The organism is Ilyobacter polytropus DSM 2926, assembly GCF_000165505.1.
In the GTDB taxonomy this organism is placed as follows: Bacteria; Fusobacteriota; Fusobacteriia; order Fusobacteriales; family Fusobacteriaceae; genus Ilyobacter; species Ilyobacter polytropus.
Genome location: NC_014634.1, coordinates 71,023 through 86,682, shown reverse-complemented (window position 1 = coordinate 86,682; position 15,660 = coordinate 71,023). Strand labels below are relative to the sequence as shown.

General features: G+C 31.4%; 16 protein-coding genes. 4 read left to right on the top strand and 12 right to left on the bottom strand.

All coding sequences use genetic code 11. The features are described 5' to 3' along the window. Nucleotides 1-57 precede the first annotated feature (57 nt). A complete protein-coding gene (locus ILYOP_RS14825; RefSeq protein WP_083789061.1) occupies nt 58-351 on the top strand; it encodes a transposase in 294 nt (97 codons plus the stop codon). Further along, complete coding sequence (locus ILYOP_RS15595; protein ID WP_148223647.1) at nt 330-1,235, top strand: IS3 family transposase; 906 nt, start codon at nt 330-332, stop codon at nt 1,233-1,235. Before ILYOP_RS14825 ends, ILYOP_RS15595 begins: the two co-directional genes overlap by 22 nt. Here the strand turns inward: ILYOP_RS15595 and ILYOP_RS15425 are convergent. The 11 genes from ILYOP_RS15425 to ILYOP_RS14770 form a co-directional block, all read right to left on the bottom strand. After that, nucleotides 1,148-2,107, bottom strand: a complete 960-nt coding sequence (locus ILYOP_RS15425; protein WP_049774918.1) for a hypothetical protein — start codon at nt 2,105-2,107, stop codon at nt 1,148-1,150. The two genes, ILYOP_RS15595 and ILYOP_RS15425, sit on opposite strands and share 88 nt — an antisense overlap. A gap of 137 nt (nt 2,108-2,244) precedes the next feature. Next, entirely contained in the window at nt 2,245-4,659 is a 2,415-nt protein-coding gene (locus tag ILYOP_RS14815) for a VirB4 family type IV secretion/conjugal transfer ATPase (protein ID WP_013389288.1), read from the bottom strand. Between the two features lie 27 nt (nt 4,660-4,686). Next, nucleotides 4,687-4,944 (bottom strand): VirB3 family type IV secretion system protein, encoded by a 258-nt coding sequence (locus tag ILYOP_RS14810; RefSeq protein WP_013389287.1) that lies wholly within the window; start codon nt 4,942-4,944, stop codon nt 4,687-4,689. Nucleotides 4,945-4,965: 21 nt separating this feature from the next. Continuing rightward, complete coding sequence (gene trbB, locus ILYOP_RS14805; RefSeq protein WP_013389286.1) at nt 4,966-5,898, bottom strand: P-type conjugative transfer ATPase TrbB; 933 nt, start codon at nt 5,896-5,898, stop codon at nt 4,966-4,968. Then, on the bottom strand, nt 5,895-6,248 hold the full coding sequence (locus ILYOP_RS14800; RefSeq protein ID WP_013389285.1) for a hypothetical protein: 354 nt from the start codon (nt 6,246-6,248) through the stop codon (nt 5,895-5,897). Before ILYOP_RS14800 ends, trbB begins: the two co-directional genes overlap by 4 nt. A gap of 3 nt (nt 6,249-6,251) precedes the next feature. Further along, nucleotides 6,252-7,838 carry a type IV secretory system conjugative DNA transfer family protein gene (locus ILYOP_RS14795; protein WP_187288134.1) on the bottom strand — a complete coding sequence of 529 codons (1,587 nt, stop codon included), beginning with the start codon at nt 7,836-7,838 and terminating at the stop codon, nt 6,252-6,254. Nucleotides 7,839-8,146: 308 nt separating this feature from the next. Further along, nucleotides 8,147-9,241, bottom strand: coding sequence for a TraB/TrbI/VirB10 family type IV secretion system protein (locus ILYOP_RS14790; protein ID WP_013389283.1), 1,095 nt, complete (start codon nt 9,239-9,241; stop codon nt 8,147-8,149). Between the two features lies 1 nt (nt 9,242). After that, nucleotides 9,243-10,079 (bottom strand): TrbG/VirB9 family P-type conjugative transfer protein, encoded by an 837-nt coding sequence (locus ILYOP_RS14785; RefSeq protein WP_013389282.1) that lies wholly within the window; start codon nt 10,077-10,079, stop codon nt 9,243-9,245. Nucleotides 10,080-10,092: 13 nt separating this feature from the next. After that, the gene (locus ILYOP_RS14780) at nt 10,093-10,776 is read right to left on the bottom strand and encodes a VirB8 family type IV secretion system protein (protein ID WP_013389281.1); all 684 of its coding nucleotides are present in this window, start codon (nt 10,774-10,776) and stop codon (nt 10,093-10,095) included. A gap of 11 nt (nt 10,777-10,787) precedes the next feature. After that, nucleotides 10,788-11,108: a TrbC/VirB2 family type IV secretion system protein gene (locus ILYOP_RS14775; RefSeq protein ID WP_013389280.1), complete on the bottom strand. Its 321-nt coding sequence runs from the start codon at nt 11,106-11,108 to the stop codon at nt 10,788-10,790. A gap of 20 nt (nt 11,109-11,128) precedes the next feature. After that, on the bottom strand, nt 11,129-11,317 hold the full coding sequence (locus ILYOP_RS14770; protein ID WP_041921427.1) for a helix-turn-helix domain-containing protein: 189 nt from the start codon (nt 11,315-11,317) through the stop codon (nt 11,129-11,131). Between the two features lie 154 nt (nt 11,318-11,471). On the opposite strand from ILYOP_RS14770, the gene ILYOP_RS15420 reads away from it, so the two are divergent. Continuing rightward, nucleotides 11,472-12,146, top strand: a complete 675-nt coding sequence (locus ILYOP_RS15420) for a helix-turn-helix domain-containing protein (RefSeq protein WP_013389279.1) — start codon at nt 11,472-11,474, stop codon at nt 12,144-12,146. 175 nt (nt 12,147-12,321) lie between these two features. Here ILYOP_RS15420 and ILYOP_RS14760 read toward each other — a convergent pair whose 3' ends face one another. After that, nucleotides 12,322-13,032, bottom strand: coding sequence for an HI0074 family nucleotidyltransferase substrate-binding subunit (locus ILYOP_RS14760; protein ID WP_013389278.1), 711 nt, complete (start codon nt 13,030-13,032; stop codon nt 12,322-12,324). A 351-nt stretch (nt 13,033-13,383) separates the two neighbouring features. Here ILYOP_RS14760 and ILYOP_RS14755 point away from each other — a divergent pair, with 351 nt between their 5' ends. Next, nucleotides 13,384-15,651, top strand: coding sequence for a MobA/MobL family protein (locus ILYOP_RS14755; RefSeq protein ID WP_013389277.1), 2,268 nt, complete (start codon nt 13,384-13,386; stop codon nt 15,649-15,651). Nucleotides 15,652-15,660: the final 9 nt, after the last annotated feature.

Sequence of the window (15,660 nt, the reverse complement as noted above, 5' to 3'; positions counted from 1 at the left end):
TAGACAGTTTAGCACTCAAAAATATATAATAAAAAATAAACATATTTAGGAGTGGCTATGATGGAAGAAAAAAGAAGATATGCAAGATTTTCAGAGGAGAAACAGAAGCAAATCGCTGAGCTTTCTTTCCTTAAAATAAAAACAAAGGTAGAGCTATCAAATGAATACGGTATTACCACTAATACTGTTGCTGCCTGGGAAAAGAAATACTTTGGAGGTCCTAAGAAGGACATGGAGTTAAGCGCTCAAGACAAAGAAATTATCAGGTTGAAAAATCTACTTAAGGAAAAAGAAGAGGATATAGAGATCTTAAAAAAGGCTACAGCCATATTCTCAAGGAAAAAAAGATAACTAAGAGGGAACTCTTTATCTTCGTTGAAATACACAGAAATGTTCATTCTATATCTCAGATATGTAGAGCCCTAGAAGTCTCTCGAAGTGGTTTTAATAAGTTTCAGAATAACAAAACTACTGAGAGAAAGAAAAAGGATCAAGGGATTCTAGATAGTATTCTAGAGGTCAGAAAGAACAGACATAAGAGGAGCTATGGAGCCCCTAGACTAAAGGTTGAGCTCAAAGATGAATATGGCATAATAACAAGCGAAAGACGAATAAATAGAATAATGAAAGAAAATGATATATCAGTTAATTCTACCAAGAAGTTTAAAACAGGAAATGAAAAGAGTAAAAGAGAAAATATCACAGGAAATATTGTAAAAAGAAAATTCAAAGTAGGTAGAAAAAATGAGGTCTGGGTTACAGATATCACATATATTTGGACAAGCGAAGGTTGGCTATATTTAAGCACAATTATGGATCTTTTTTCTAGAAGGATTATCGCCTACGATATAGGTAAGCGCATGACTAGTGAGTTAGTAATAGATACTTTAACAAGGTCATTTTTACTGGAGGAACCAGAGGAAGAACTGATAATTCATAGTGATCAAGGATCGCAATATTCGAGTAGGGAGTACTCTAACCTTGTAAAGAAGCTAGGATTAATCCAATCTATGAGTAGACGTGGGAACTGTTATGATAATGCAGTAATAGAATCCTTTCATGCTTCTTTGAAGAAAGAGATGATTTATGTAGAAGGTTTAGTAACTAAAAGGTATATGAAGGCAATGGTATTTGATTACATAGAATTTTATAATAAAGAGAGGAGACACAGTTTCTTAGGAAATGTCTCCCCTGTTGAGTTTGAAAAAATACAGAAAAAATTGGTGTTAGGTTGACTACTATATTGACAGAAGACCACATCTCCCCTTTGCCATCTATTGAATCTATCTACCGTTTTAAATGTATCCCATTTACCGATTAAAGCTGTATAAACAGCTCCATTTAAAGATATTACTTTGGGATCTTTTTTCATTTTGTTATAAATCTTTTTAAATTCCTCTTCAGTAAGTTTAAGTATATTTTTTCTAATATTAGATTTGGTTTTTTCATTTAATCTATAATTGTCTAAAAATTTATAAACTATCGTTTTTTTATCTTCTATTTTTTTAGAAGAAGATTTTTCTTTTGTAGTATTATTTGAAGTAGTATCTGATATATGTAACTTCCCTTGAGGAAGTTCCGTAAACTCCTTTTGGTTAACTCCGTAACTTACCAAAGGGAGTTTACAGGGATTTCCTTTTATTACTGGTTGGTCTAGATCTTTTGAATCTACTTTAATTAAATTGTCTAAAAACTCATCTGTATATTTGTTGTTCCTGTAATAGAAAGTAATACCCTTAATTTTATCGTGATATGAACAATAAAAAAACTCTTCTCCATTTTCATTGATGAATACACTTTTATCTCTATTTATTCTCTCTTCAAATGATCTTTTACTGACATATGAAATTCCTAATTTACTAAATGCTGTTCTAACTTCTTTTTCAGAAAAAACAAGCTCTTCAGACCAACTATCACCATTTTTATAAAATTTATTTTCCTTGTTAGGTTTAGAAAGAAATTTATAAAATGGCTGTCCATTTTTTATATGAAACCAATATTCAATTTGCTGCATTAAAATAGTGGCATTGGTATTTTTGAGAACCCTTTTAAGTTGTGGAAGATATGGAATACCTTCTCTAGTGACAGCTAAGAGCTTGTTTTTCATTTGGTCCTCCCTTCTTTAGTTACTCTATATTAAGTATCGATAAGTTAATAATATGTTGCACTCCTGTGGTTAGAACAAGCTCTTAGTATTCGCTTGTTCTAATCCTCGTAGCACGAGTTTTAAGAAATTCTATTTTTTTAAAAATTTATTAATCTTTTTTCAACCTCTTTTACTATTTTTTCTCCGTTAAATCCTTTGAATTTGAGCCAAGCAACATTGAATTCTTTAACATTTAAATGCATAATATTTTTAGCTGATTGCTGATCAGATTCTCCACTTGTTGCCAGGTATGCTAATTCTAAAGGGCTTAACCCCAACTGATACAGCCTGGAACCTAAAGATGACTTATAATAATAGTCTCTTTTTAAAGTTCCTAAAGATAAAATTTCGATTTCTCTTTCATTCAATCCAAATTCTTTATATATTTCAACATTTTCTTTAGCTTTAGGATTTGGCAGAAATATCTTAGTTTGGCATGCATTTTTTACAGTTTCGCAGATATTAGATTTAGCTATATCATTAAGTTCTTGGGTTGCAAAGACAACACTTGCATTTTTTTTCCTAAGGACTTTAAGCCATTCTCTGATCTTAGATTCAAATTGTTGATTATCAAAAAATAACCAACATTCGTCTAAAATTATTAAAGTAGGATCTCCATTAAGACGGTCTATTTCGATTCTATGAAATAAATAGCTCAGTGTGGGAGTAATGACTTGTTTTTTTTCAGCAATCTTTTCCATTTCAAAAACCTGCCAATTTCCATAACTCAGATTATCTTCTGAAGAATCAAAATACTTTCCATATGGTCCTTCGTTGGTATAGGGTTTTATCGCTCTTCTTAGGTCTTCATCCTGAAGATAGGCTTTAAATCCAGTTAATGTTCTTTGATTAATTGGAGTATTCTCAAGGTCGGTTAATGCATTCCAAATAGCTTCTTTTCTCTTTGGGTCTATTTCTATGTTTTCTTGTAAATAGATTGCTTCAAGCCATTCTTGGGCAAATTCTTTTTCGATAGCCCTATCTATCAGGGCAAGAGGTTGAAAAGCTAAGTCCTCTCCTCCTAAGTCATAAAAATCACCCCCAACAGCCTTAGTTAATATTCTAGAAGAAGCCCCTTTATCGAATGTGTATATTTGAGAGTTATTATATTTTTTAAATTGAGCTGCAAGAGCAGCTAACTTTACAGATTTTCCTGATCCAGTCATTCCTACAATCATTGTATGACCAACATCACCTTGATGAAGGTTTAATCTAAATGGAGTATTTCCACTTGTTTGTGTGTATAGTAGCGGTGGAACATCAAGATGTTTATTCCATGATTCACCAGCCCATACAGCACTCATAGGTAATAGGTGTGCTAGAGTTAATGAATTTATCATAGGTTTTCTTACATTGTAGATTGTTGTTCCTGGAAGAGATCCTAGCCAAGCCTCTATAGCATTGAATGTCTCAATATGAGCAACAAATTCAAGACCGTTGATTATTTTAACAATCTCTTTAACTTTTTTATTTAGAGCTTTTTTGTCTTCATCTAAAATCACAATTGTACAGGTATAATACCCTAGAGATACTTCATCACTTTGAATAAAAGTCTTTTCCTGGGCCACTTCTTCTGCCTTATTTAGGGAATCTCTATTTAAATTATGTATAGTTTCTTGATTGGTAAAAACCTCTTTAATCAGTTGAAAGAAGCTTTTTCTTCCAGCAAACCATTTCCTATGATAACTTTCTAAATTTTTTAAAGAAGTTTCTTTATCTAATGAAATGAACCTTGTAACCCAACGATACTCAACATTGAGTCTATTTAAATCATCAAGTATTCCGGGAATACTTGATCCGGGAAATCCATCTATTGATATAGTTCTTAGATGTTTTTCTCCTAGTTTAGGCTCTAAACCTCCGATCAATGGAGTGTCGGTTATAAAATTATCTAGTAACACAGAAAATTCTGGTACTTTAACCCCATGATATTTATCTGATACCGTGCTGTGCAGATATGTCAATGTTTCCTTGTCATTTAACCATCTTACTTGTGCAAATATTGGTTTTACAGAAAGAAAAAAATCTTCACTTTGACTTTTAAATGTCTTTATAGCTTCTTTATAATCTACTCCACCTTCAGTCTTTTCTCCAACTATGAAAAAATCAAGCAACTTCTTTGTAGCGTCTTTTGGTGGGAGATATGTCAAGGTAAAGAAATACTCACTTTCATAGTGATGCCCACTCTCAAAAAACTTTTTTCGTTCATCCTCTATAATTTGTACTGGTATTTCTTTAATTCCTTTACTCATTCTATAATTTTTAGATTTGAAACGCTTTGATTCACAGTGAAAGGTCCATTCCCCGTCTATTCGTTTAAAAATATTATTAATCTTATTAGCTGAAGATATCAGTTCTCCAATTGTGGAACTATCAAGATCAAAGCCTCGAAAGGAAAAGGTAGCTTGTATGGAACCATTTTTATTAATCAGGATTCCTGGTTCAACCATATACCCCCATGGGAGATAAAAAGCTAATCTATCCTGTACATCCTTGTACTCTTTAAGAAACATAGTTTTGCCTCCATTTTTTATATTTAATCAGGGATGATAATATCTTTTGTGCTTCATATATCTTTTAAAACACTCAAAAAACTTTTGATCTCTTTTAGCTGAGTAGATAATAAGTACGTGCGTAAAGGCAAACAGCGGCATGATTATAATATTTTCAAATCCTAAAAAAACAACTCCTGCAATCGTTGCGTTGAGAATAACTATATTTCTTGGACCTCCCGCTATTGGAATATCTTTTGTTATTGCCTGACAAACTGCTATTCTATAATTATCTTTAATACTCATAAACTTTTATCCCCTTCTCAATTAATCTATTTTAAATAACTCATAATCCTTACTATAGTTTTTAAGCTCCATTATATTTTCTATGTATCTTTTGGTTCCCAACTTTTTTATTGTTATTATAATATCTACTGCTGAAGCTATTAGTTTTTCTTGTGAACCTGTAGCTACTTCCTGTATATATTGTTCTAGTTTCTCAAGACCTGATTTACAGTCATTAGCATGAATTGTACAAATTCCACCAGGATGGCCGGAATTCCAAGCTTTTAAAAGATCTAGTGCTTCTCCTCCCCTTATTTCACCGATCATTATTCTGTCTGGCCTAAATCTCATTGTAGACTTTATAAGGTCACGCATAGTCACCTTATCTGTAGTTTTCATAAAAACAACATCCTTTGCTGAACATTGAAGTTCTTGAGTATCTTCTAAAATAATAATTCTGTTATCATACTTCGCCATTTCATTGATGATGGCGTTACAAAAAGTTGTTTTTCCAGTGGAAGTTCCCCCTACAACGAGGATATTTTTCCTATCTTTTACGGCCTGACAAACTTTTAAATATTGCTTTTCAGTTATAGATCTTCTTTCTAGGTAATCATTTAAAGTAAAAATCTTTATAGCTTTTTTCCTTATTGTAAAGATTGGATTAGTAACTGTAGGTGGGATCATCCCTTGAAATCTACTACCTGTTCCTGGAAGCTCTGCACTCAATATCGGATTGTTCTTATTCACTATTGTTTCTACTGCACTGGATACTAAATTTATTATTCTTAATGCAGAAGAAGGTAAAATATCTGTTCCTGTATATTTTCTCCCTTCAGTAAGAGTATCTATCCACAATTTTGTATCTGGATTTAGCATAATTTCAATAACATCATCGTTTAACAGATAGTTCAAAATTTTTTCTCCCAAGGCTGTTTCAATGAGATCCAATTGTCTTTGTTTAGTTAGGCTCACGTAAGACTTTCCTTTCTGGCAGACTTTCTTTTGAGTGCCTCCATTCTTTTTTGTTCTTTTAATTCCTCTATCTTAAAGGCTCCTATCTCTTTTAAAAAATCTAGTCTTTCCTTATTATTTTTAGGGTCCCGTATTAATTCAAGCGTTTCCTGAGAACTCCCATAAAAAATTTGTTTTGCCAGATCATCGTCAATAATTTCATTATAGATACCCAAGTAGTCTAAAAACTTATTTATCTCCCTTTTTTTTCTAGCCATCTCTTTTTGGAGGACCTCTTTTATCTGCAAGTCTAAGTTTTTCTTTTCTTCTTTAAGTCGTTCCCTTCTTTGGTGTAAGCTTTCTAGCTTCATATTTCACTCCTTTGCTTTTAGCTTTAATCTGTTTAAATATTTTCTATCTTCATAGTACTTAATCTTGAATCCTTGTATAGGAGGCTTTCCGTTTATTAATATTAAATTTTTATCTGAAGAGTAAGTTCCAACTTCTCCTTCTGTTAAAAGTCTTCTTCCGCTTTTGTGTGAAGAGTAACTCCAATCAGATAGATACTTAAACCCTTTCCAAGATTTTGTTGTAAATTCAATAGTTTTATCTCCTAGAGAATTAGATATTAGCCTTGGTGTTTCATGATCTGATTTTGCAGGAGTATAAAAAACAGTCACATAGCAATTACTTAGTATAGAATTATCTTTTGTATACAGCCTGTTTACTTGATTAATATCTTGTGTTATTAAAAGAGCCTTCATGCCATAACCTGCTATGAAGGCCAAAGCTTTTTCTATCAACGGAATTTTTCCAAGTGCTGGGAATTCATCTAATAGAAGCAATAATCTATGTTTATATCCCTTATTTTCCATTCCATTTATAAATTCCATTTCCTCAGTAAGACCATATATAATCTGAGTTATGATTAACCTAAAAAGTGGTGCAGTGACATCTAATGCCTTAGGTGGTGTTACAAGAAATAGATCTAAAGGAACATCGGCATTCATGAGATCATTTACCTTAAAATCACTGCCAGACGTATTTTTGTCTATGATAGGATCCTGATATATTCCTAATTTTGTGAGAGCAGTTGATACTATACTTGCCCTTTCCTTATCTGCTTTTCCTAGCATATCTCCTGCAACTCTTGCTGCAACAGGATGTGTATTTGGAAACTCTGTTACTATTAACTCTTGTGTCTCTTCATCTTCAACGTTTAGCTTTACAACATCATGATATATATTTTCAAAAATAAATGGGTCATTCGTATGAGGATATGACATTATTAATTCCATTTTATCTTCAAAAGTTGTTTCTGTGGATGTTAGAAAACGAACTATTCCTCCTAAAGTAGGGTTAGATTCTGAATAGATAACGTGAAGGATTATTCCTGTTAAAAAAGAAGTTGCACTTTGAGACCAGTGATCTGGCTTATCTGAAGCACATATTATTTCTGCAATAATTCTTGCATCTTGATATTCACAGTCCTTACTTTTATTAACATCAAGAAGGGGATTATACTTACATGAATCCACGGGATTTGTTGGATCAAATTTCAGACATTTGTGACCCAATGTTTTCCTGAATTTTTTTGTTAGTTGATAGTTCTCTCCTTTGATATCATTAACAATTGTTGAATGCTTCCAGGTAAGAAGAGTAGGTATAATAACACCAACTCCCTTACCTGATCTGGTAGGGGCCATGAGCATAATGTGTTCAACTCCATTATGTATTATCTCTCTTCCTTTAGGGTCTTTTCCTAGAACGACTCCATCTCTATGATGTTCTTCTTTGGGAAGTCGTTTGGTATAAATATCCCACATTCCAGATAATTTTAAGGCCTTTTCAACCTCTTTATTTTTTAAATAAAGTCCAGATTCTTTGATATCATGGATATCTGCCCATCTAGCAGTACCGTGGGTGTCTAGAGAGGAATGCTTTCTTTTAAAAATAGCCATAAGAAAAAATCCTGCAAAAATAAATTCAAATAATATCTGTAGCGACTTTTTAGTAGCAATGGGAGCTGAATGTGAATATTTTTTTAACCAGATTAAAATCAAAAAAGGTTTGTATATTTTAATGTCTTTAAATTTAATTAGCGGGTCCTCTAATCCTGGATGATATCCTGTATATTTAGCAAAAGTTTGTGTGGACACCCATATCCCTAAAAGGAGAAATAAAATGAATATATAGCCAATTGTATTTTTTTTATAAAATTTAAAATTAAGTTTCATATTAGATTTTCCTTTTTGACTATTTTCATTCCTTATTCATAAGGTGTTAAAACCATGTCGCTATTTACCATAATGTTAAATCTATATCCTGCTCTTATCTCAATAGTCGGCTGTACATCCAAGGCCTTTTCTGCAAAGTTATTTCCGATGTTAATAATTGCTATTCCTGCAGCCTTAGCAGCTTCAGACTCGTAATCATTATTTTCATCATTTGTTACTATTGCTGAGCCGGCACCTGTAATTGATGTAAGTACCACTCCTTTTAAAAGTGTTCCAAAGTGATTATTTACTTTATCACTGAAACCTGCCTGACCTGTAAGGTCAACTCCTGGCATATTAGAAAGATTAATTGATTTCCCATTAGGGAAAATAAGTCTTTGCCAGACAATTAATACTCTATCTTGTCCCCAGGTTATACTAGAATCATAAGTTCCAAAAATTTTAGTTCCTTGAGGAATTAAAAGATAGTTTCCTGAAACTGTGTCAAATACTGACTCCCTAACTTGACCCACTATACTTCCTGGTAAATCTGAGTTAATCCCGGTAATCATAATACCAGGTATTATTGTCCCTGCTTTTACTTCATACGGTGATATTGGATCTTCTATATAATTTCCAAGGTAGTTAGGACTAGATTCCTTATTTTTTAAGAAAGAATCCTTGCTTCCTTGGTCATTTAAATTCTGTTCTCTTGAAATATAGGTAGTTTGGTCAATTGATGTGTTTTCATTATTTCTCTTATTGACACCAAATCCTATTCCACTTCTCTTAGCTAGTTCCGCTTCTTGATAAAGTTTATCCAATTTTTTATGCTTTTCTTCATCTAACATTTGATTTTTATAACTTATATTTTTTGTGTATTTGCTATTATCAAAAGTTGTTTCTATCTCTTCTTTTATTCTCATCTCTTGATAGCTATTTGGAAGATCTGAAACATTATTAACCGTCATTTTTTCCTCTAAATTGATACTTTCCTTCTTCTCAGAACTCCCTTTATTTTTAAAAGATGAAGTTAAAATTATGATTCCAAGGATTAGAACAAACGCTATTATTAAAGACCTTTTGTTTATATGTTTTCCTGGAATCACATCTTTTTTCACTTGTTTTTCATTAGAACTTTCTGACATATCAAAGCTCACCTCTACGACCAGATAGCTTAATATTATCCTTCCTTTTTCTATTAGAATTAATAGTTCTCTTAATTTTTACTTCTTTTTTACCAAGTTTTATAATTGCCTTATCAAAAATCCGATCAATTATATAATAATTGCCTTTAATTCTATAATTTACTAGTGCTATGTCTCCTGTAAGAGGATCTTCTACATAGATTACAGGAGCCTCGGAACTTTTTATTTCTTTTTTCATTATCAGAAATGTTTTATTCCCGTCATCAAATACCTGTGAGGGAGCTATTTTATACCTTGAGTGATTTATCTTATATCCAAAGAAGAGATCTTCAGTGTTTACTGGAGTCAATTGTTTTTCATCCTTAAGTTTTTGAATCTTATACTTTAATTGAGATTCTCTAGGGTACAGAAAACTAATCAGAGGATTATAGTAATTTTTAGCGCTTTGAAGAAAAAAATGATACTGCCTTTTATTTGTATTAATAACCAGGTTTGTTTTGATTTCTTGTTGAAATGGTTTGATATAAATTGCAGTTCTTTCTCCTTCATTAGAACCTGTTATTGCCTGTTCAATAGCCCATCTAGAGGTATCTCCACCACCTAAAAATTCAACTTCTTCTCCTGGCTGAAGTAATATTGTTGTTAGGAATCCCTCCCTAGCATAGATCCTATACATATCTCCTTGATTAAAAATAAAGTTTCTAGAAATGTTTTCTTCAGCTTCTTTTAAGCCTGTCCTTATAACGGGATCTTTCATAGAAAAGTCTTTATAACTAGATTCTTCTGAGAATGAAAAACAGCTAACAATTATAAAGGTTCCTAATATTAATTTTTTCATCTTCATTCTCCTTCTATATTTCAATAGACTGTGAAAAATCTTCGATAATAATTCCAAGTGGATTCCTGTATAAAGCTTCCTCTGTTTTAGGTGGATTTGATGAAATAGTATAGATCCCAGAGAATTGTTTTTTTTCTTTTACTCCTCCCTCTTTACCAAAATATGTTTCAGTCCATCTTATCTGGTATGAGTTAGGGGTACCTGCAATTTTAGCAATAGATATAATCTCTGGTGAAACTGTTTCTTTAGCTGTTAGTTTTTTAAGAACTTCATCTTCTACGTATAGTAATCCAAGCTTTTGCTTTGATTGTTTACTAACAAAATAGAAAGCTTCTTTATACTTTTTTCCATAAAGAACTGGATCTAAAGGTATAGTTCTGGTATTTAAAATAAACTGGCGTAAAAAATACTTTATTTGTCCCTCAGTTACTTTGTAATTTTGCTCCAATGGTTTGCCTATAGAGTTAACTTTTCCATTTTTCTCAACTTCAATTATGTATGGAACAAATGTTGCTTTGATACTTATAAAATATGTAACTATAAGAGAACCGGTAAAAAGAATAAAGATAAAAGAAAAAGCTAATTGCCAGTTTCTGACTCCCTTAGAAAGATTTAAGTACCTGTCATGCCAAGAATCCATTGGGTTTATCTTTTGACAATTAGCAACGAAAGGAGGAGTGTCTGGTTTATAGTTCATAGCTTCCCTCCTTAAAAATTAACTCCACCTGAAAAACTGAAGAAAGTTGGAACCCAACTAACTGCAGCAAAAACTATTGAAATACCAAAGACAATATTAACAAGTCTTTTCATAGCTCCACCCATCTCACCAAACGACATAGCAAGACCACATCCTGCAACACAAATAATCGCTAAATATTTAGCAACCGGACCTGTGATTGCCAACATAATCTCTTCAAGAGGTCCGACAAAGGGCATGTCTGAAGAAGACGCCATACCAACCTCCCTTATTAAAATAAACATCCCCGCAACAATTAGGTAATGCAAATTACTTTTTAAAAACTTTTTCATTGAAAATCCTCCCTTAGATTTTAATAGTCCTCACGGTCAAAAAGCTCATCAATAGAAATATCCAAAGCTTTAGCAATCTTATCTAAAGTAGAGAATTTTGCCCCTTTAGTTTTGTTTGAGATTATATTATGAAGAGATTTATAGTCTAGTGATGTTCTCTCAGATAATTCAGATATGCTTATACTTTTTTTTAAAATGATGCTTTTCACTTTTATTAAAATAATCCACCTCCTCAATTGCTTTTTGACACTAAAATTCTATAATTAAAATTGCTATTTGTCAATAAAAAATAAAAAATACTATGCTAATTGTCAATTAATAAAGTAAACTATAATGAAATTAAATTGATTGAAAGGAATAAAAATGGATATTAAAAAAATTGGAGAGTTCATTAGAAAGAGAAGAGAAAGTCTAAATTTATCCCAAGGTCAGTTATCATACAAGTGTGATTTAGAGACCTCTGTTATACATAGAATAGAGGTTGGCGAAAGAAAAAAAATTAATTATGAACATTTAAAAAAAATTGCTACAGGCCTAGACATGAATTATATTGAACTATATAAACTAGCTGGTATAATTGAAGAAGATGCCCTTTCAGATTATTATCTTCCAGACTTTAACGATAAGATCAATCAACAAATAGAGCTAATTTCAGATACCAAGGTTGATACAATTCCAATCTATGAAAGTGTTTCAGCTGGATGTGGATATATTCCTGATTCGGTCCCATTAGAATATATATCTTTACATCTGAGTGGAAAAGAAAATTGTATTGGAATCATAGTTGATGGACACTCTATGGAGCCAACTATCACAGATAAGGCAGTCATAGTAATGAAAAAAGATACAGAGCTTAAGTCCAAAGATATTGGTGTTTTTCTTTTAAATGGAGAAGCTTATGTTAAAAGATTTTTTAAAAAAAATAATATTATAATTCTATACTCTGACAACAGCGAATATTCCCCTATTATTGTAGATGAATATGATGATTTTATTATTTGTGGAAAAGTTATAAAGACTTTAAATGAAATAAAGTAGAATTCTAGATTTTTTATTTAATACAGATTATACTTTTTAAGAAAAAAAAGACACATAAAACGTTCTAGATATTCTTGTTGAAGAAGTTTCTGTGATAAAAGATAGTAAAATATGTATTCACATAGAAAAAGGATCAAATTTGAGAATAGACTCAAATTTGATCCTTTTTCTTAAATTATATTATCTTCGATTTTATTAATTCGTAAAATTTCTTAAAAAGGTAAATATAATCACTTTTAATTTTTCCGTATATTTCCCAAGCGGTATCTAGATTGTATGTGTGAGAAGTCCTATTTCTATCTTCCATCATTTTTATCCAATCAGTAGCATTATCTAATATAGAATTTTTAAAAGCTTGTCTGAAGCTCTCTCTAGGGCTATTAACTTCTATTCCATTGTATTCTAAATAACCTTTCATAAGCTTCCAACTTAGTTCAAACACAAACTCAAACCTTTGGATCGTGCCGTCTAAATACAGGTCATCTAAATTGGGATCTTTTTTTAAAGAATCATCCAATTTAGATAAAACTTTTTCAAAATTTGATAATTTATATTTTAGCTTACTTTCATTCGTAACTATACTCCCCTTATTATCTGTCAAAAAAATAATTTGTCCTTCTTTATCTATAAGACTTTCTAAATTTTTATTTGTATTTTTATTATAATCAATGATATCAACCATGTAAGGAAGTTGTGTATTGTAAAAATCACTTTTTATTTCTAATAGTCTGTCTTCTTTAAATGAGATTGCAAGGTCTATATCAGATGTTTTTTTGTAATCATCTCTAGATCTAGACTCAAATATTTTAACCCATTCTATATCTTTGGAGTAAGCGTTTAGTACAGTAATTATTTGATAGAATTCCTTTTCAGTTAGTCCATACATACAGCCATCCTCCCAATATATATTTGTTTTATTATACCTTTTCAATTTAATTAAGTAAAGATTCGAAACTTGGACTGATCGGTAACATAACCACAAAATAATTTGTATTTTATGGCGTGCAATGGATATCATCTCAGATCTGATTGTCCTATAATAATTTTATGAGATAAATCACTCCGAAATGAAGGAGTGCACGCTTACGCGTTCATTTTTACCTATTGGCAAAATTGAACTCACGTGTAAGATTAAAAACCACTTTGATTTCTGATGATTTCCCCTTCATTTCATTTGGTAAAGCTTCGCTTGTGGGAATTTTCTCCCCACCTGTTATTTTTTTAAGGAGGATTTCTTATGGCTAACTATCATCTGACATATAAAATAGGGAATATTGGATTTGGAGGTCCTCATGCAGAATATATTACCAGGTCCGGTAAATACTCTAAAAGTCATAAAAAAGAAGAGCTTCAATATAAAAACTCGGGAAACATGCCACAGTGGGGAATAGAAGACCCAGTTAAATTTTGGCAAGCTGCTGATATATTTGAAAATGTAAATGGAAGATCTTATCGTGAATTTGAAGTTTCCCTTCCTAATGAGCTCTCCATCGATGAAAACATTAAACTTATGAATGAATTCAAAGATATTATGCTTGGAAGAGATTTTGCATACACATATGCCATCCATAGGAGCTATAACAATGGGCAGGAAAATACCCATGCACATTTTATGTTTACTGAAAGAAAAAATGATGGAATTGAAAGAGATCCAGATGCTTTTTTTAAAAGAGCAAATTTTCGTTACCCTAATAAAGGTGGAGCTAAAAAAGATAGGATCTGGCAAAAGAAAGAGGTCCTTTTAAATGCAAGGAAACAATTTGCAGCTATAACTAATAAACATCTTGAAATGGCAGGATTTAAAGACAGAGTTGATCACAGATCTATTAAAGATCAGTTAAATGAAGCTCTTGAAAATAACGATATTAATAAAGTTGAGTACCTCACCAGGCCAGCTGTAAATATTTCTGGAAATCTTCTAAATAAAGTAGAGAGAAACCTATCTACCCTGGAAAAGAAAAGTCTTTCTGAATTCCAAGAGGCAAGACAACTTAAAATAGAAAAAGAGAAGGAGTACAGAACTAGGACTTCACCTCTCGAAAAAAAAGATATTTTACTTAAAATAAAAGAAATAGACAAGAAATTAGACAAGAATAAATTAAAAAAATCCACCCTTAACTCCATTACCAACGGGGACTATTATAAGTTTCTCAATAGAAACTTCAAACTGAAGAAAGAGCTAAAAATAGACCCGACTAATATGGATATAAAAACTAAACTAGATGATCTTAGGGCAAAAATCAATGATATTGAAGAATATCTGCCAGAGACCAGCAAATATATTGCGAAATACAGAGCTCTTGAGAGGGCTTATACAAGTAAAAAAGAAGCCTTAATTGAAGAACTCGAAAATAGATTTGGAATAAAGAAAACAGATTCTGAGAAGCATATCAAAGAAAATAGTCTTGATAATATTAAATCTAATATAAATATTTCTAAACTCAGAAGAACGGTAGACTTATCGAGTTATTTGTCTATAAAAGATAGCCTAGAAAGAATTGATTATAATATTAAACATTTATCCAAAGGGAATCCTGGGAGAGATCTAAAAAAGCTTAAACTTGAAAAGAAAGTTTTAGAAAAAGAATTAAGTAAAAGCAAGTTACCTGACAAAGAAACTCTTGAAACTTATAACATTGAGAAACTTATCAGGCTCAGATGGGAATATTTAACTTCAAAGCTTAATATAGATAATTTTAAAAAGAAAACAACTGATATTAACAATTCTGAAAACAGACCTAGATATTCAAAGCTTATTCATAAAGCAGTAATGCTTGAAAAGCTCATAGAAAGGCAGGAAGCAACTGTCAAAAAGATAAGTAAACCAAAAATACTTGAAATCTCTTTAGACTACAAAAGAAAAGAGGAAAACAAACAAGGCAGGCTTAAAAATGGAGTTAAAAAACTTGAGAATTTACTAAAATCAGAGGAGATGCTAGAGAAAAAAGCACTCAACAAACTGACAAAAGGGAAATACTCTTATCTTGAAAAACAAAAGATTCAATTAAATAATATGATATGTGAATTTAAAGAGGAAAGAAGAATTCTTGAAAATAAGCTGCAACTGACGAGTAAAATATATTTTATACAGTCGAGAAAGCTTAATAAAAAAATAAACACCCTTAATTCTAAAATAGATCCTCTCGAAAAGAAATACAACCATCTAACAAAAGAGCATTCAAAACTTTATAAGGCCGTAGATCCTAAGCTCCTGAAAGATCAGGTAAAAGAAGTTAGCAATAACATTTACAAGGCTCTAAACAGGACAAAAATGGAGTTATCTTCCAGTAAAGGTAAAATAATTATCTGCAACAACATGCAAAAATCATATAGACCTTTAACCAGGTCTTATTCTGTTTCTCATTCAAAACAAAACTCAAGGAACCTTAAAAAGATTGGGGATTTATTTCAAGAAGATTCTAAACCAAACGACATAAAGCAAAGCATGAAACCAAAGATTTTTAAAAGGGAGGATGATAAAGATATAGCAGAATTAGAAAGATAGAACTACAGG